Annotated in this window: 19 protein-coding genes and 1 tRNA gene; 7 read left to right on the forward strand and 13 right to left on the reverse strand. The window is 56.4% G+C overall.

Annotated elements, in window-relative coordinates; translation table 11 throughout:
* Positions 1-117: 117 nt before the first annotated feature.
* The 3 genes from RCCS2_RS05205 to RCCS2_RS05215 form a co-directional block, all read right to left on the reverse strand.
* The gene (locus RCCS2_RS05205) at positions 118-1,227 is read right to left on the reverse strand and encodes a site-specific DNA-methyltransferase (RefSeq protein ID WP_008232009.1); all 1,110 of its coding nucleotides are present in this window, start codon (positions 1,225-1,227) and stop codon (positions 118-120) included.
* Positions 1,228-1,324: 97 nt separating this feature from the next.
* A complete protein-coding gene (locus RCCS2_RS05210; protein WP_008232010.1) occupies positions 1,325-1,948 on the reverse strand; it encodes a ribonuclease HII in 624 nt (207 codons plus the stop codon).
* Between the two features lie 183 nt (positions 1,949-2,131).
* Positions 2,132-2,620 (reverse strand): hypothetical protein, encoded by a 489-nt coding sequence (locus RCCS2_RS05215; protein WP_008232011.1) that lies wholly within the window; start codon positions 2,618-2,620, stop codon positions 2,132-2,134.
* 160 nt (positions 2,621-2,780) lie between these two features.
* Between RCCS2_RS05215 and RCCS2_RS05220 the strand changes: the two genes are divergently transcribed.
* On the forward strand, positions 2,781-3,062 hold the full coding sequence (locus RCCS2_RS05220; protein ID WP_008232012.1) for a hypothetical protein: 282 nt from the start codon (positions 2,781-2,783) through the stop codon (positions 3,060-3,062).
* The gene (locus RCCS2_RS18665) at positions 3,019-3,738 is read left to right on the forward strand and encodes a winged helix-turn-helix domain-containing protein (RefSeq protein WP_232204234.1); all 720 of its coding nucleotides are present in this window, start codon (positions 3,019-3,021) and stop codon (positions 3,736-3,738) included. The genes RCCS2_RS05220 and RCCS2_RS18665 overlap by 44 nt, the downstream gene beginning before the upstream one ends.
* Before the next feature lie 129 nt (positions 3,739-3,867).
* Here RCCS2_RS18665 and RCCS2_RS17855 read toward each other — a convergent pair whose 3' ends face one another.
* On the reverse strand, positions 3,868-4,296 hold the full coding sequence (locus tag RCCS2_RS17855; protein ID WP_008232014.1) for a cupin domain-containing protein: 429 nt from the start codon (positions 4,294-4,296) through the stop codon (positions 3,868-3,870).
* A gap of 136 nt (positions 4,297-4,432) precedes the next feature.
* Here RCCS2_RS17855 and RCCS2_RS05235 point away from each other — a divergent pair, with 136 nt between their 5' ends.
* Positions 4,433-4,963, forward strand: coding sequence for a TetR/AcrR family transcriptional regulator (locus tag RCCS2_RS05235; protein WP_008232015.1), 531 nt, complete (start codon positions 4,433-4,435; stop codon positions 4,961-4,963).
* 20 nt (positions 4,964-4,983) lie between these two features.
* Here RCCS2_RS05235 and RCCS2_RS05240 read toward each other — a convergent pair whose 3' ends face one another.
* Positions 4,984-6,006, reverse strand: coding sequence for a LacI family DNA-binding transcriptional regulator (locus RCCS2_RS05240; RefSeq protein WP_037293229.1), 1,023 nt, complete (start codon positions 6,004-6,006; stop codon positions 4,984-4,986).
* A 111-nt stretch (positions 6,007-6,117) separates the two neighbouring features.
* Between RCCS2_RS05240 and RCCS2_RS05245 the strand changes: the two genes are divergently transcribed.
* Positions 6,118-6,194: transfer RNA gene (locus tag RCCS2_RS05245), tRNA-Arg, on the forward strand.
* Between the two features lie 26 nt (positions 6,195-6,220).
* On the opposite strand, the gene RCCS2_RS18760 is transcribed toward RCCS2_RS05245, so the two are convergent.
* The 8 genes from RCCS2_RS18760 to RCCS2_RS05280 form a co-directional block, all read right to left on the reverse strand.
* Positions 6,221-6,346: a hypothetical protein gene (locus tag RCCS2_RS18760; RefSeq protein ID WP_008232017.1), complete on the reverse strand. Its 126-nt coding sequence runs from the start codon at positions 6,344-6,346 to the stop codon at positions 6,221-6,223.
* 9 nt (positions 6,347-6,355) lie between these two features.
* Positions 6,356-7,531, reverse strand: a complete 1,176-nt coding sequence (locus RCCS2_RS05250) for a formate dehydrogenase subunit gamma (protein WP_008232018.1) — start codon at positions 7,529-7,531, stop codon at positions 6,356-6,358.
* 75 nt (positions 7,532-7,606) lie between these two features.
* Positions 7,607-8,200 carry a formate dehydrogenase FDH3 subunit beta gene (gene fdh3B / locus RCCS2_RS05255; protein WP_008232021.1) on the reverse strand — a complete coding sequence of 198 codons (594 nt, stop codon included), beginning with the start codon at positions 8,198-8,200 and terminating at the stop codon, positions 7,607-7,609.
* A gap of 12 nt (positions 8,201-8,212) precedes the next feature.
* Positions 8,213-11,194, reverse strand: coding sequence for a formate dehydrogenase subunit alpha (locus RCCS2_RS05260; protein ID WP_008232023.1), 2,982 nt, complete (start codon positions 11,192-11,194; stop codon positions 8,213-8,215).
* Between the two features lie 120 nt (positions 11,195-11,314).
* Positions 11,315-11,512 (reverse strand): twin-arginine translocation signal domain-containing protein, encoded by a 198-nt coding sequence (locus RCCS2_RS05265; protein ID WP_008232024.1) that lies wholly within the window; start codon positions 11,510-11,512, stop codon positions 11,315-11,317.
* Between the two features lie 76 nt (positions 11,513-11,588).
* Positions 11,589-12,197 carry a TorD/DmsD family molecular chaperone gene (locus tag RCCS2_RS05270; RefSeq protein ID WP_008232026.1) on the reverse strand — a complete coding sequence of 203 codons (609 nt, stop codon included), beginning with the start codon at positions 12,195-12,197 and terminating at the stop codon, positions 11,589-11,591.
* Entirely contained in the window at positions 12,194-12,745 is a 552-nt protein-coding gene (locus RCCS2_RS05275; protein WP_008232028.1) for a DUF3306 domain-containing protein, read from the reverse strand. The genes RCCS2_RS05270 and RCCS2_RS05275 overlap by 4 nt, the downstream gene beginning before the upstream one ends.
* On the reverse strand, positions 12,742-13,305 hold the full coding sequence (locus RCCS2_RS05280; RefSeq protein WP_269571743.1) for a DUF3305 domain-containing protein: 564 nt from the start codon (positions 13,303-13,305) through the stop codon (positions 12,742-12,744). Before RCCS2_RS05280 ends, RCCS2_RS05275 begins: the two co-directional genes overlap by 4 nt.
* Positions 13,306-13,575: 270 nt before the next feature.
* Between RCCS2_RS05280 and RCCS2_RS05285 the strand changes: the two genes are divergently transcribed.
* The 3 genes from RCCS2_RS05285 to RCCS2_RS05295 are packed head-to-tail and all read left to right on the forward strand — an operon-like array spanning position 13,576 to position 16,794.
* On the forward strand, positions 13,576-15,507 hold the full coding sequence (locus RCCS2_RS05285; protein WP_008232032.1) for a 4Fe-4S binding protein: 1,932 nt from the start codon (positions 13,576-13,578) through the stop codon (positions 15,505-15,507).
* A gap of 21 nt (positions 15,508-15,528) precedes the next feature.
* A complete protein-coding gene (locus RCCS2_RS05290; protein ID WP_008232034.1) occupies positions 15,529-15,723 on the forward strand; it encodes a DUF6494 family protein in 195 nt (64 codons plus the stop codon).
* A gap of 3 nt (positions 15,724-15,726) precedes the next feature.
* Complete coding sequence (locus RCCS2_RS05295) at positions 15,727-16,794, forward strand: Mrp/NBP35 family ATP-binding protein (RefSeq protein WP_008232036.1); 1,068 nt, start codon at positions 15,727-15,729, stop codon at positions 16,792-16,794.
* Positions 16,795-16,801: the final 7 nt, after the last annotated feature.

Consider the following 16,801-nt stretch of genomic DNA (forward strand, 5'->3'; position numbering starts at 1 on the left):
CAACCATAAAAAACCCCGCCATCACATGGGATGGCGGGGGAAAAGTTAGTGCTCGCGTGCCCATCCAGTATTGGACAGGCTTGCCGCAGGCACCGGCGGTATCAACTTTGGTGAAACTTAATGCTTCGCCATCTCTGAGCGGATCTGCTGACGCAGCAGATCAATGGGCACCTTTTGCCCGTCGCGTTTAAATTGCCAATAGGTCCAGCCGTTACAGCTTGGCGCACCTTCCAGATGCGCCCCGACCTGATGGATTGATCCTTTGATGTCGTCACCGATCAACGTGCCATCGGCACGGACCTTTGCTTTATGACGACCATTCATGCTCCACAGTTCCTCACCGGGGCGCAGCATGCCGCGTTCTACCAACACGCCAAAGGCCACGCGGGGTTCGGCCCGTTTCGATGTGGACACCTGCAAAGCTTCGTTATCGAACTTGCGAGTGTTCTTGATGCGCTTCTCTGCCACCTTGCGGTAGCTCTCTTCACGCTCAATCCCGATAAAATCGCGGCCCAGCATTTTTGCAACCGCGCCCGTGGTGCCAGTCCCGAAGAAGGGGTCAAGGACCACATCACCGGGGTTCGTGGTGGCAACAAGGACGCGGTGCAAGAGGGATTGCGGTTTTTGCGTGGGATGGGCTTTGTCTCCGGCTTCATTCTTCAACCGCTCATGACCGGTGCAGATAGGCAGAACCCAATCAGACCGCATCTGTACGCCCTCATTGAGGGCTTTGAGCGCTTCGTAATTAAAGGTGTATTTGCTGGCCTCTTCTTTCGACGCCCAGATTAATGTCTCATGGGCATTGGTCAGGCGCTTGCCCCGGAAATTAGGCATCGGGTTCGACTTGCGCCACACGACATCATTGAGAATCCAGAACCCCTGGTTCTGCAACTCAGCGCCCATCCGGAAGACGTTGTGATAGCTGCCAATGACCCAGATCGCGCCATTGGGTTTCAGCAGACGGCGGGCCGCGGCAAGCCATTCACGCGTGAATTTGTCATAGACCTTGAAACTGTCGAATTGGTCCCATGCGTCGTCAACCGCATCAACTTTGGAATTATCGGGACGGTGCAGATCACCCTTCAATTGCAGATTATAGGGGGGGTCAGCGAAAATCAGGTCGACAGAACCCGCAGGCAGGCTGTTCATCACGTCGATGCAGTCACCATCCACAATGGTATTGAGCGGGAGCTGGGAAGCCCCTTTTGCTTTGGTCTTGGTCGTCATTACTTGCCTCATAGCCCCGGCGGGTGTCCCGCTCTTTGGTTGAACCCAATGTGAGTCAGAGGTGATTCCAAGTCAAAAACATTATTGATTCAGGGGGTTAGGTTTTATCTTGATACAAGATGTTGTGTATCGGCTTGAAAGAGCGCCTATGGTGTTCGGTCACGCCAAACTGTTGAAGTCCCAATTTATGTTGGGCTGTCGGGTATCCCGCGTTCTTTTCCCAGCCGTAGTGCGGATGCTGTTGCGCCAATGCCACCATGTGTCTGTCGCGCCACACCTTCGCCATGATAGAGGCCGCAGCGATGCTCAAACTGCGCCCGTCACCTTTGATGATCGTCTGCGATGAAATCGCCAAATCACGCGGGATCATATTGCCGTCGATCAGCGCGTGGGCGGCAATGACGGATAATCCGGCAACTGCACGCACCATTGCAATATGCGACGCGCGCAGAATGTTGTGTTCATCAATCTCTGCAACTGTTGCTTCGGCGATGGAAACGTCCGCAACGGCGAGCAATTCATCATAAAGCGCATCACGCCGTTTTGCGGTCAGTTTTTTACTGTCGTTCAAACCATCGGGGATATTCGCGGGGTTCAGAATGACGGCGGCGGCCACAACCGGCCCAGCCAAGGGACCACGCCCCACTTCATCCACGCCGGCCACATGGATAAAGCCACGCTGATGTGCAGCACTTTCAAAACTGAAATCGGGTTTGGTCATAGGGTCAGTGACCAGAACATGACGGCCACTTCAAGGAAAAAGGGGCAGAGAGCCATGTCCAAACTCTCTGCCCCACGTAGGGGTCTTGCCTTATCACGCTCTAATCAGCGCGTTCTTTATAAGGCAATCCGCCCAAGGTGGCGCGGTAATCGGGGCTGTGGAACCGCGCAACGTGTCAGCGCCTTAGTGGCGCCGATCTGAACGAAAGCCCTGCTCGCGCAGGCACAAAGGGTCAAAGCCACGGCGTGGGCCATCATTTGTGTAAATCCTGACGGCACAACGATCAGGCAGGCGGTTCACATGGCGATAGTTACGCTCAAGGCATTGCTTGCCGAAAAGACCTTGATGACCGAACCGTGTTTCAACGGTGCGCAGGCACGCGTGCGGCAGCGCGCGGCGGCTGTTTTGGGTGTTCTGGTGTTCACGGTTCAAATCAGACCACGTATTGTTGCGGTGTGCGTCATTCCACTGCGGCGTTTGATGTACCTGTGTTCGGCGATCACGATCGCGGTCGCGGTTTTGATCAATGGCCGCACCGATTACAGCAATGGCAGCCAAACCAAAAATCAGCTTACCGACATCGTCGCGATTCATGCCTTGTGCATGCAGCGGTGTGGTTGTGGCAAGGGTCAGCGACAACGCGGTAATCCCTGCGATCAATGGCTTAAACATATCTGCGTCCTTTCGGTTCAGGTGCCTGACGTGTGGCGATGAACCGAAATTGGGGCAGGCGGTGCTTGCCAAACAATATCGGGGGATGGTTATACGATTGCCATCGCGATATCATTGGGCGTTATTGAATATCAGGACGGCTTTGGATCAGGTAGGGCGTATGAAAAAACTTTCTTTCTCATTCATGGCTCTGATGCTGAGCACAACCATCGCGCAAGCAGCTTGCTATGCCGATTATAAGGCCAAGCAGGACGACCCATTGCGGCTTCATTATGGGGTGGCAGAGGTGCGTGGCGATTGTTCGGTCGGGTCCGCCCAAAGCCAGTTGCGCGATCGGTTGGCAGGTAACGGTTGGCAGCTATTGAATGTGCTGGGTGTCTTTGATGACGCCGGCCTTGATGAAAGAAAGGACAGCGCAGGTGAGTTCTTCCTCCGCTACTGAAGCACGTGAAATTGGGAACAGGATTGTCGTCGCAGGGATTGCGGCGATTGTCCTGATTTTGGCCGTTACCGCGGTACTGCTGTTTATCAATCTACCTGATGCCAACGCATTCAATATGCGGGTGGAACGGTTGTTTGTTGAAAATGACAACCTGACCAGCAATGCGGAGATCAAGCTGCTTGAGATTTTGGCAGGGTCCGGTACTGCGTTTTCCGATACGCTGGCATCCTATCGCTTTGTCATCTTTGTGCTGCTGATCTTTGCAACGGCCCTTCTGGTGGCCGCCGTCGCCTTTCTTGTGATGTTGATCGCGCTGAACCGCCGCATGGGCCGGATTGAACGGCAGGGGATCGAGGTGAATTCGCTGACCATCAGCCGCGATCAAAAGGCGGTTTACCTCAATGACTTTGAGTTCAAACTGACGGATGCCGCCATCGAAACGCTTTCGGTTCTGGCCGAGGCGCGCATGGACGACGAAGTGCTGACAGGTGCGGAAATCGAAGGCGTCATCTCTGGCCGCGCTTCTGCTGATTGCGACGAAGCGGCAGGTGCGACGCGGATCAAACGCCTGCGTGATACGCTGGGCAACCAGATGATGAGCGAACTTTTGGTCAAGAACATTGCCCGAAAGGGCTATGTGCTAGCGATTGATAAAGACGTTATTCGGATGATCTAGCGGTGCAAAATGTTGCAAAGGCGTGGCGAAGATCGACAATTGTCGTAGCCGATCTTCACCATCTTTTTCGCATATCGCAGTGATCGCCAATACGGACCCTCAGGTCAGCATGGCTGTTGAAATGGTGCGCTAGTCTTCTGTCCAGTCAGTTGTTGTAGGTCCTGTCCCGATTTCAAGAATACGGACGTCGCCATCGCGTGCGGCCATCCAATGCGGCACGCCAGCGGGCGTCAGGGCAACGGTGCCAGCTTTGAACACTTGTTCTGCATCCGGATCGACGGACGTCCCGACGCCAAGATACATCGTGCCTTCAATGACCAGCGACATGCGGGCATCCGGGTGACTGTGCGGCGGGAAAACACTTCCGCCCTCCATAACCGCATTTGCGCCAAACACCCCTTCGGTCCCCATTGAGCCTGACATCATCGCCGAGGAAACGCCGTCAATCGGGGTTTGATTAAGTGGCATCTCACTCAGAGTTAGTTTCGAAACCTCTGCAAGGGCGAACGACGGCATCGAAAGAACGGTGATCAATGTGATCGTCTTGAAGAAAGTCATGGCTATAGCCTCCTGTTGCTGTTATTTAATATATCCATTAGTTCATAAATTAAGAGAAATAAAAAGACTGATGAGTTCACAAAATAGTCAGCGTGGTCGACCAGCAATTTTTGACGACGGCTCTATTATCAGTGCCGTGACCGATGTTCTTTGGAAAACAGGCTTTCTGGGCACCTCTATCAGCGATCTGTCGCGGGCAAGCGGCACGTCGCGGGCCAGTCTGTATAAGCTCTATGGTGATAAATTCACCTTGCTGGCTGCTGCGCTGGATTGTTATGCGGCAAGGTTTGACGCGCGCGTGGACAAAACCCTGCAAGATACCACCGACCCAGCCAACGCTGTTGAGGTGACACTGCGCGCCAGCGCGGATCGGTTAAGCGATCCGTCCGCACCCAATGGGTGCCTCAGATGCCGGACGACCCTGGAACTAAAGGGGCAAAGCCCGGTTGTGGACGCCGCAATTGAACGTGCAAATCAGGCTTTCGAAGCCAATATGCTGCGCCTTTTGGCCGCCGATGGACGTACGCGCGCAACAGACGGTCCAATGTCACGAAAACTCACTGCTATCGTCAACGGCATGGTGATCTTAGCAGAAGGGGGCGCGTCCAGAGAAAGCTTGCACGAGCTTGTGAGCAGCGCTGTGGCTGACGTGCGATCCAAGCTGTAGCGATCAGAAAGGCAGCCTTGCTACCTTTGCAGCGTTTCACCCACCGCAAGGATGGGTTCCAGCGCAACGACTGGGCCGTCAGGCACATCATCCCCAGCATTCAGCGCTGCAATGATCTGTGCGGCTTTCTGGCCAATCTCGCGGCGACACGCATCCATCGTTGCCAACTGACGCGGCAAGCCTTCCAATAATTCGACGCCATTGAACCCGGCCAGACCAATCTTGGCAGGCACATCAATGCCCTGCTCCAACAGATAAAGCAGTCCACCGGCGCCAATCATATCGTTGGAATAATACAGAAAATCCAGATCAGGGGTGCGTTCCAACATTTTGGCAGTCATCTCGCGCCCCTTGGCCAAAGCTGACCCGCCAGAATAAAATTCCTGATCCGCAATTTCGATCCCGGCCTTGGCAAGGGTGCGTGTAAACCCCTCAAATCGTTTGCGCGCGCGGTGGTCCAGCGGCATTTTCGTGCCCATGAACCCAATGCGTTTGTATCCAGCGGCGATAATCTCTTCTGCCATCTTACGGCCTGCACGACGATGTGAAATGCCAACGCAATAATCAATTGGCTCACCGTCCGTATCCATGATCTCAACCACAGGGATACCGGCCTGCTGTAGCATTGCTTGCGAGGCCTCTGAATGCTCTAATCCGGCGATAATCACCCCGGACGGACGCCACGACAGCATCTCGAACAACACCTTTTCTTCTTTTTCGGGCAAGTAGTCTGTAACACCCACGACAGGCTGCAATTCTGTATCCTCAAGCGTTTCTGAAATGCCTGAAAGCACCTCTGGAAAAACCATATTGCCCAAAGACGGAATAATCACCGCAACCAAATTGACGCGTTGCGATGCCAGCGCCCCCGCGATTTTGTTGGGCACATACCCCAGCCGTTTCGCGGCATCCTGCACCTTTTGACGTGTTGCCGCACTCACGTCGCCTTTGTTGCGCAACACCCGGCTGACGGTCATTTCGCTGACACCAGAGGCTTCAGAGACGTCACGCAGGGTCAGGGGGCGTTTAGGCAAATTGGTCAAAGGAGTTGTCCCGTCTGTCGTTTTCCCATTGTTAGCCCCGCTGACACACAAAAGCCAGAACCGCATCACCGTTGACCCCCGCAACAAACAAGGGCATTCCAATCAGGGCAAGGCCCCGTGGCTCAACTGGATAGAGCAGCCCCCTCCTAAGGGGCAGGTTATTGGTTCGAATCCAATCGGGGTCACCAAAATTCTTTGTTGTTATGACCGCACTTTAGTCGAGGCGTACGTTTTCGTTACTGTGCACATCCTCTGACGCGTAACCGATCTGAGGCAGCCCATATCCTGCGGCGATCGTGATGACGACAGCGGCGGCGAGCCCTGCGAAAATGGCTTTCATGCATGGCTCCTATTCCGCGGGTGTAGCATTGGGTTGCCGCTCTTTTTCTTTCATTTCCTCAAGCCAGATAGAGTGGTGCTGTTTCGCCCATGCCTCGTCTACTTCGCCATGGGTCATGGCCCCTGATGCGCCTTCCATGCCTACTGAGCCGATGTAGATATGCGCGATGATGATCGCCATCAGCAAGAAGGCGAAACCTGCGTGCAGCACCTGTGCGAGCTGCATTTCTGCGTGTGGGGTCAGTGTGGTGGGCAGTGCTCCACCAAAGAGTTCGGCAAGGCCGGTTGCGTTTAACACGCCAAAGACCCATGCAAAGACCGGGATTTCGAAGGGAAAGATGAGTGACAGGCCCGTCACGGAAATCAGGCCGCCGAAGACGATACAGGACCAGAAGATCAGTTTTTGACCTGCGTTGAATTTTTTGGCTGGTGGATGTTTTGATCCCACGATACCGCCTGCTTGGGCGAACCAGACCAGATCCAGCCTGCTGGGAAGGTTGTGCCAGACCCACATCACAAAAATCATCACAAGCGCCAGCATAAACGCCCAGGACACATTGTTATGCACAAAAATGCTAAAGCGCAGGATGGCTGCATTTGCCTCATGTCCAAAGGTCGGCACGATGAACGCCCGACCAAACAAAATGGCAAGGCCTGTCAGCCCTAAGACAATAAACGATCCCGCCAGTATCCAATGGGCAAAGCGTTCAACGAATTTGAACCGCAGCACGGTGCGTCCGGCAAGGCCACCATCGACACCGATGCGGCCACGCAGGATAAAGAACAGGATCAGCGCGCCGATGGTGCCCAACAAGGTCCAGCCGCCATAGGTGGCCAGCGGCCCTTCGCGGAACAATGTCCATTCCATACCGGATGATTGCACCAGCGTTTCGGCCACACGGCCCCCAGCGGATACGGTGATATCGGCGCTGTCATAGCGTAGCGCGCGCCAGACTTCGGCGTCGGATACACCACCCAAGGACCCTAGCTGATCCTTTGTTGCCGCAGCCGCCTCAGGATCGCCAGTTGCGTCGCGGCGGAAAGCGTCATCCACCTCTTGGGCAGCCTGACGCGCCATAATGTCTTCCAATGTTTGTGCGCCGCCGGTTTCTGCACGGTCCTGTGCGGCCAAGGGGCCAGCCAGAAGCAGCATTACAAAAAGGGCCATGAGGCGTTTGATCAACATGAAGCAAATCCCGGATCAGTTGAATTCTGTATCGAAGGGGCGCATTGGCGCCCCTTCGTAAGGTCAGAGACCGTTTTAGGTATCGCGCCCGTCATAGGCTGTACCCCAGCCCCATGCACCGGACCCAAAGCCACGGGCCACCACACGTTCGCGGTAGATGTCGGCGACCGTGTCACCGTCACCGGCCAGCAGTGCTTTGGTCGCGCACATTTCCGCACAGATGGGCAATGCGCCTTCTGCGATGCGGTTGCGTCCATACTTCTGGAACTCGGCGGCGGAGTGGTTTTCCTCTGGGCCACCGGCGCAGAATGTACATTTGTCCATCTTGCCGCGCGATCCAAAGCTGGCCGCCTGCGGGAACTGCGGCGCACCGAAGGGGCACGCGTAAAAGCAGTAACCGCAGCCAATGCACAGGTCTTTGGAGTGCAGAACCACACCATCAGAGGTCTGATAGAAGCAATCCACCGGACAGACGGCCATACAAGGCGCGTCTGAACAATGCATACATGCGACCGAGATCGACCGTTCACCCGGCTGACCATCGTCGATGGTCACCACCCGGCGGCGGTTGATGCCCCAAGGCACCTCGTGTTCGTTTTTACAGGCTGTGACACAGGCGTTGCATTCGATGCAGCGCTCGGCGTCACAAAGGAACTTTGCTCTTGCCATAATATGTCTCCCTTACGCTGGCATGATTTTGCAGAGTGTGGCCTTGGTCTCTTGCATCTGCGTGACGCTGTCGTAGCCGTAGGTCTGCGCTGTGTTGCACGATTCACCCAAGACGTATGGGTCGGCACCGGCGGGGTACTTCGCACGCAGATCCTCGCCCTGCATGTGACCACCAAAGTGGAACGGCATAAAGGCGACGCCTTCGCCAACCCGCCTTGTGACCATCGCCATGACCTTGACCTTACCACCCTCTGGCCCTTCGACCCAGACCTGCGCACCATCGCGCACGCCCAGATTGTTGGCATCCCGTGGGTGAATTTCCACGAACATGTCTTGCTGCAATTCGGCAAGCCATGGGTTTGACCGGGTTTCATCGCCGCCGCCTTCATATTCGACCAAACGACCGGAGGTCAGGATGATGGGATAGTCCTGCGAAAAGTCGTTTTTCTGGATCGACGCATACATGGTCGGCAAGCGATAGAACTTGCGGTCCTCGTATGTTGGGTAATCCGCGACCAGATCGCGCCGGTTTGTATAAAGCGGCTCGCGGTGCACTGGCACCGGATCGGGGAAGGTCCAGACAACAGTCCGCGCCTTGGCGTTGCCAAAGGGCGCGCACTCATGCTTGATCGCGACCCGCTGGATGCCGCCGGACAGATCTGTTTTCCAATTCACCTTGGCGACTTTGTCGTCGTAGTCAGACGGGAAGGGTGACATGGACTGCTCACCAACTTCTTTGGTGTAGTCGGTAAAGCCCTCTACACTTGCGGCCTTGGCAATATACGCACGTTCATCATCCGTCAGTTCGGTATGCCACCCAAGGTCCTTCAGCATCTGATATGTAAACTCAGGATAGCCATCCTGAATGTCAGAGTTCTTGGAATAAACCCCTTCGGCCAGCAGGTTTTCACCATCACGTTCCACACCAAAGCGGGCGCGGAAGGTCAAACCACCTTCAGAAACAGGCTTGGACATATCGTAAAGGTTCGGCGTGCCAGGGTGGTTCATCTCTGGTGTGCCCCAGCTTGGCCACGGCATACCGTAGTAATCGCCATCTGCAGGGCCACCAACCGCCTGTAACGTCGTGCGGTCAAAGGTATGCTGGTTTTCCATATGCTTCTTGATCCGCTCAGGGCTTTGACCTGTGTAGCCGATCGTCCACATACCGCGGTTGATCTCGCGCAGCGTATCTTCGGGATCGGGCGTCAGGCCATCATCCTCAAGTGCGATATTTCGGAAGATACGTTCGTGAAAACCGAACTTCTTAGAAAACAGCGCGATGATTTCCTGATCTGTCTTTGCCTCGAACAATGGATCAACGACCTGTTCGCGCCACTGGATAGACCGGTTCGATGCCGTGACAGAACCACGGGTTTCGAACTGTGTCGTGGCCGGGATCAGATAGGTGTTATCTGGCCGATCCTGCATCACGGCTGACACGGTAGGGAACGGGTCAATCACGACAAGCATGTCGAGCTTTTCCATCGCTTCCTTCATCTCGACCTGGCGAGTCTGAGAGTTCGGCGCGTGGCCCCAAAGCACCATGGCCCGGACGTTTTCGTTCTGGTCCATGTTGTCTTTGTCTTCCAGAACACCGTCGATCCAGCGAGATACCGGAATACCCGTCAGGTTCTGCAATGACTTTGTGCTGCCGTCCGCGGACTGCAAGTCATCAAAGCGACCGGCCAGCCATTCAGGGTCTTCTTCCCAGACGCGGGCCCAGTGTGCCCAAGCGCCAGCGCTTAGACCATAATAACCGGGCAATGTGTGCGACAGAACGCCAAGGTCAGTTGCACCCTGCACGTTGTCATGGCCGCGGAAGATGTTTGTGCCACCCCCGCTGACGCCCATGTTGCCAAGGGCCAACTGCAACACACAGTAGGCGCGGGTGTTGTTGTTGCCATTGGTGTGCTGTGTGCCACCCATGCACCAGATCACGGTGCCGGGGCGATTATCAGCCAAGGTGCGTGCAACACGCTCTAGCTGGCTACCGGGTGTGCCGGTGACGCGTTCAACCTCTTCAGGCGTCCATTTGGCCACTTCTTCCTTGATCTGGTCCATGCCCCACACGCGGGTGCGGATGAATTCATCATCCTGCCAGTCGTTTTCAAGGATGTGCCACAGGATACCCCAAACAAGGGCGACGTCCGTACCGGGACGGAAGCGCACATATTCATCCGCATGCGCCGCCGTGCGTGTAAAGCGCGGGTCGCAGACGATAACTGGTGCGTTGTTGCGTTCCTTGGCGCGTAGGATGTGCATCATCGAAATCGGGTGCGCCTCGGCGGCGTTGGACCCGATCATAAAGATTGCTTTGGAATTATGAATATCGTTGTAGCTGTTTGTCATGGCGCCGTAGCCCCATGTGTTCGCCACACCGGCCACAGTGGTGGAGTGACAAATCCGCGCTTGGTGGTCTACGTTGTTTGTGCCCCAATAGGCAGCAAACTTGCGGAACAGATAGGCCTGTTCGTTGCTATGCTTGGCAGACCCCAGCCAGTACACGCTGTCAGGGCCGCTTTCTTCGCGGATCTGCAACATTTTGTCGCCGACTTCGTCGATCACCTGATCCCAAGAGATGCGAACCCATTCGCCGTTCTCTTTTTTCATCGGGTACTTGAGGCGACGTTCGCCATGGGCGTGTTCACGCACGGCGGCCCCTTTGGCGCAATGGGCGCCAAGGTTGAACGGGCTGTCAAAGCCGGGCTCTTGGCCGACCCAGACACCGTTGGATACCTCTGCAATCACCGAACAGCCCACGGAACAGTGGGTGCAGACAGTCTTTTTCAATTCGATGTTTCCGGTCACAGCGGCAGTGGCTGCATCTGCACGGGTGACCGTGCCGCCTGTCGCGGCAATCGCGGCCATGCCACCAATGGCAAGGCCAGAGCCGCGCAAAAATCCGCGGCGGTCTACTGATGCGTTCGCCGCCTCAGTCAGGATCGAAGTCCGTTGGGAGCGTCGCGCAACCCCGTTGGTCTTTTTCCTCAGCATGTTTCTCTCCTCCCCCATCGGACACAAACGACGTTTGCACCTCAAAGGTCTGTTGGTTTTGCATCAAGACAGTCGGGCGTCACGCAACCAGTCGCCAGATGCGGGTGGTACGGCGTCAGGTCAGAACCGGGCGGCGTCGTAATAGGCGCGGGTCTGCGCGGTGTCCTGCATCGTATCGTCTGATAAATCGGGTGCAGATGCTTGCGCCGGATCGGCGCCTGTCACAACGACAGCGGCAGCCAATGGCGCTGCTGTCACGGACAGTTTCAGAAAATCACGGCGGTTTTCGCGGCGTTTCTGTTTGGCTTGGTGGGTCATTTATGATCCCTCCCCTGGCTTATGGCGGTGCCCCGCCGGTGATCCGCATGGCCCCGTCGGGCCACCGGTAAATGATTTATACCTGCCCGCTCATACGGAAGGCTTCGGCCTCAACCTCGATAAAGGTGCGGCCAACTGTGCCGACGGGCGCGTAGAAGACAGAGCCTTCTGCGCCCTCAAGATCGGCAAAGAACACACGCGCCCATGGGGCAATATGCGTGTTGAAAAAGTTGCGCTGCTCTTGCAATGGCACGGGTTCACCAAAGCGGCCAACAATCATCGCCGCCATGATCTCCATCAAGCTGGCGATATTATCTTCGGGTTCGAACACGGTTTCAGACCGCGCCAATCCAAGCCGCGACATATCAAGGCGTAAGGTCGCCAACGGCTTCTCGTTCAAAAAGCCGGTCATGTAGTAGCTGGCATAAGGCAACAATTCACCACGCCCCACCCCGATAAACAGGTTGTTGAATTCGCGTTCGACCATTTTGGGTTTGCTGAGCTTGGCAAGCTTGGCTAATATCGTGATGGCCTGCCCCAAATCCGTATCATCACCAGACAAGCCTGCGACCTGCGCGAGCATTATTTCATCAGGTGGTGAAGACAGGATGACCCCTAAAAAGTTATAAAGATCAGCGCGCTGGCGATCTTCAGCAGGGATCTGAATGTGGGTGGCCACGTTCATGTTGCTCCTTCCGGGGTAGGATCAAAGGCAAATGTCATGCGACGACGCAGCGGGGCGGAAGGCAGTTCATCGGGTTCTGCCATCTCGGGCTCCGGTGCAGAGGCAAGCACCAATTCCGGCAACTCTTCTTCATCCTCAACATCAGGCGTTTCAACAGCATCCTGCTGCTCTGGCGCGGCCAGTGCCTCAATCTTGGCGACCATGCCTTTGCCGACCTGATAGGCGGTCTGCAGATTTTCGACGACCGTTGCGCTGTCTGTATAATCTTCGCCGTAATCAACCAGACCGTCCAGATTGGCGAGCATGGGATTAATCCGCCACAGTTGACGCAAGGCGCGTGTTTTGATGCGCTGCGGCACAGCTTTGGTCAGGAAAGCACGGATTTGATCAGGATCTGCGACGTCCTCGGGGACCGGCAAGTCCAGCTCCGCCAAAATCTCTTCATCAGTACGGTCGGCCAAATCAGCCTCGACCTTGGCAATTTCAACCTGTTTTGCTTCTACAGCAACATTGGCGCGGCGCCGATCCCAGAAGTTCGCTTGGCTCATTGCAAGCGCTCCCTCAAACGGCGGGGCGAGGCATAAACATCGGACCCTCGGCTGACGCGGGCATCACCAATGCCATCTTGCCTAAGATCAATCCGCTTCTTGTCGCGCTTGCGCTTGATAAATGTCTCTTCCTGATGATGCTTTTCGACAAAATCCTCGACCCAAGCACGCAAGGCGGGTGGCATCGGCACTTTCTCGATAATTTCTTCGCCACTGTCAGCATAGTCCTGCGCCTCGTAGGGCGAGACCGTCAGAAGGACCAGATCAAGGGGCGCATCGCCTGCACCTTCGCGCAGAATAATATAGACGCTGGGGTCCTTGGCATGGAGGCCGTGCAAATAGGCCTCAGTGTCGGCGCGGTGCAATTCTAGATCAAGCGTCCCGGCGTGATACTCGGTGGTTTCACCATCGCGGCGCATCTCAACCCAGTGTGCGGGTTGGGCGCCCGGAAGGACAGCGCGGGCCGTCCAAGACCACTTAGCCCAAGCAGTAACGCCCGGTGTGCGCTGCATTACAACGCCAACCGGAAGGACATCATATTTGTCCGATCCGTGCTTCAAAGTGATCCTCCCTAACCGGTATACTATTGTATGAAAAATCGTTGACGCAATCGAAGATCGCTCTAACGCGACCATTTGTGACGGCTTTCGTATCAAGGTACTGATAAAACATCGAAGTTTTATAATCCGATGAAAAGACTAGGTTTTATGCTGCACCTGCACAATAATTGGACAGGGTTATTCCGCCGCACCTAGTTGCGATTGTGGCCATGAAGCGAATGTGTATAGGGTGAACAAATTGTCGCGCCAACCCGCAGGGAGGGGGAGTTGATGGCTGAAAAAGTGATGATCTGCCCATGTACAGGTCTGCAATCTGCGCATGCTGAAACACTGTCTGGTGCCATAAGCGCAGAGATCACAATCGCCCCATCCGCGCTTTGCGACATAGACCCTGGCATGGCCGCAAAGGCACTGTCGCAGGACCATGTCTTGTGGTGCTGCGGGCAGAACGCCGATCATCTGGCCGCGATGGCCGATGATCTGGAATTGGTGGCCCCTACCGTCTTGGACCTGAATACTGTGACCGGTTGGACCGGTGAGGGGACTGCACCTTTGCCAAAACTGGCCGCTGCTGTGGCCGAAGCGCTGTTGCCCGCCCCAGCGGCCAAAACGCTCGATGTTGTCTCCGAAGGTATGTGCCTAGTTTTCGGCCCCGAAGACGTGACATTGCCCGTGGCGGAACAACTTGCGCCCTATCTGAGCGTCACTTTGCTTTTGTCACCGGGCGCTAACATGCCTGACATCACCGGTGTTGATGTGATCGCAGGGCAGTTGCGCCGTGCCGCTGGCGCGTTGGGGCAATTCGACGTTGTGATTGATGCGCTGCAACAGCCCCGGCCCGGTTATCAGTGGTCAGAGGCCCGCGATGGTGGGCAATCGGCCTGTGATATTCTGCTGGACCTCAGCGGTGGCACGCCATTGTTTTCTGCACATGAAAAACGCGAAGGGTATTTGCGCGCAGACCCTGCGCATCCGCCCGCTGTTGCTGCGGCTGTGCTTGCAGCCTCGCATCTGATGGGAACGTTTGAAAAGCCGCTTTATGTGCAAACGGCCCCTTTGTTGTGTGCCCATTCAAGGGCGGGTCAAACCGGCTGTACCAATTGCCTCGACCTTTGTCCCACAGGCGCGATCAGCCCCGAGGGTGATCATGTCAGCATTGATCCGATGATCTGCGCTGGCTGCGGGGCCTGTTCTGCCGGCTGTCCGTCCGGTGCGATCAGCTATGACGCCCCGCCTGTGGATTTGACTATGCGACGGGTGCAAACATTGGCTCGGACCGCGCGCGGCGCAGGGGCAACGGCGCCACATCTGCTGGTGCATGACGCTTACGGGAGCCAGCTGATCCGTCTTGCAACGCGCCACTTTGGCGGCCTGCCGAATGATGTGGTGCCAATGGCGCTGCCTGCCATCGGTGCTTTTGGCCATGCCGAGATTTTGGCGGGCATTGCTGCTGGTTTCGCCGCTGTCACCCTGCTGCCCGGACCGGGCGCTGATCGCGACGCATGGCAAGCGCAGGTCGCGCTGGCGCAGGCGATGGGCGGTGGCGCACCCGTCAGCATGGCTGACGTTACCGATCCAGAGGCTTTGTCTGGTATGCTATCGCCTAGCCCAACCCCAACACCACCACCGATCCGCCCGATGGGCAGTCGCCGTCAGGTGGCGCGCCAAGCCGCCCGCGCGCTGAACCCGGACGCCACCGAATTGGCGCTGCCGGCAGGTGCACCCTACGGCGCAATCCTTGTGAACACGGACAGCTGCACCTTATGCCTGTCGTGTGTGTCGCTCTGCCCGTCGGGCGCTCTGGGCGACAACCCCGACAAGCCGCAGTTGCGCTTTCAGGAAGACGCGTGTCTACAATGCGGTCTTTGCGTACAAATCTGTCCAGAAGACGCGATCACCCTTGCGCCGCGTCTGGACCTGACCGATGCGGCCCTGAACCAGACGGTTCTGAACGAAGAAGAGCCCTTTGCCTGCGTCGAATGCGGCACGCTGTTCGGGTCAAAATCCACCATTGATCGGATCACTGAGAAACTGACCGGGCATTCGATGTTTGCCGATGAAAGCAAGCTGCGGATGATCCAGATGTGCGATGATTGCCGCATCGTCGCCCAAGTGCATAGCGCCGATCAGCCCTTGCAGGGGGGCGAACGCCCGCGCCCGCGCACCACGGATGATTATCTGTCAAAGCGGCGTGACCATTAATACCGAAGGGAGAGAGTGAAAATGGACGACGAAGACTTCAACATGTCGATGCGTAAATTCCTCAAAAAGGTTGGCATCACCTCGCAATCCGCGATTGAAGAGGCCGTGCGCGCCGCTGAAAGCAGCGGGAAAACCTACAACGTGCGCGCCGTGATCACCATCGAAGAGCTTGGCATGACCCACGAGGTCACCGGCACCATCAATGGGCGAGACTGACACTTGAGCATTGAAAGAACCGCTGTACTGGACGCGCTCAAGTCCATTTCAGACCCGACCGGCAGTGACATCGTCAGCGCAGGCGTCGTGCGTGCGCTGAATATTGGCGAAGGTGGTGCTGTGCGATTTGTCATGGAAATCCCGCCCTCGCAGGCGCAGGAATATACGGCCATCAAGGACGCCGCCGAGGCCGCTTTGCAGGCGCTGGATGGTGTTGGCGCGGTGTCTATCGTGATGACCGGACACAGTGAAAAGCCCGCGCCGCCCGATCTGAAACCGCAGCGCGCCGCTGAACCCAGCGGCCCGCAATCCATTCCCGGTGTTGACCGCATCCTTGCCATTGCCAGCGGCAAGGGCGGTGTTGGCAAATCCACCGTGTCCGCCAATCTGGCTTGTGCGCTGGCCCAGCAAGGGCGGCGCGTTGGTTTGTTGGATGCGGATGTTTATGGCCCCAGCCAACCACGCATGCTGGGGGTTTCCGGCCGCCCGGCCAGCCCTGATGGCAAAATCATTCTGCCGATGCGCAACCACGGTGTGACGATGATGTCGATTGGTCTGATGACCAACGAAGATCAGGCCGTCGTCTGGCGCGGCCCGATGCTGATGGGTGCTTTGCAACAGATGATGACACAGGTACAATGGGGTGCGCTGGATGTGTTGCTGGTTGATCTGCCCCCCGGCACCGGTGATGTGCAGATGACGCTTGCACAAAAGGCAAAGGTGGATGGTGCGATCATCGTTTCAACCCCGCAGGATGTGGCCTTGTTGGATGCGCGCAAGGGTATTGATATGTTCCAGCAACTGCATGTGCCGATCATCGGGATGATCGAGAATATGAGCACACATATCTGTTCGCAATGCGGCCATGAAGAACACGTTTTTGGACATGGTGGGGTTGCGGCAGAGGCCGCGAAACTGGATGTGCCGCTGTTGGCAGAGGTCCCGCTTGATCTGCAAATCCGGCTCTCCTCTGATGGTGGTGCGCCGATCACTGTCAGCCAGCCGGATGGTGCGCAGGCGCAGGCCTTCCAAGGCATCGCAAAGACCCTGATCGACGGGGGACATGCTTGACCCTGAC

It is taken from the genome of Roseobacter sp. CCS2, assembly GCF_000169435.1.
In the GTDB taxonomy this organism is placed as follows: domain Bacteria; phylum Pseudomonadota; class Alphaproteobacteria; order Rhodobacterales; family Rhodobacteraceae; genus Yoonia.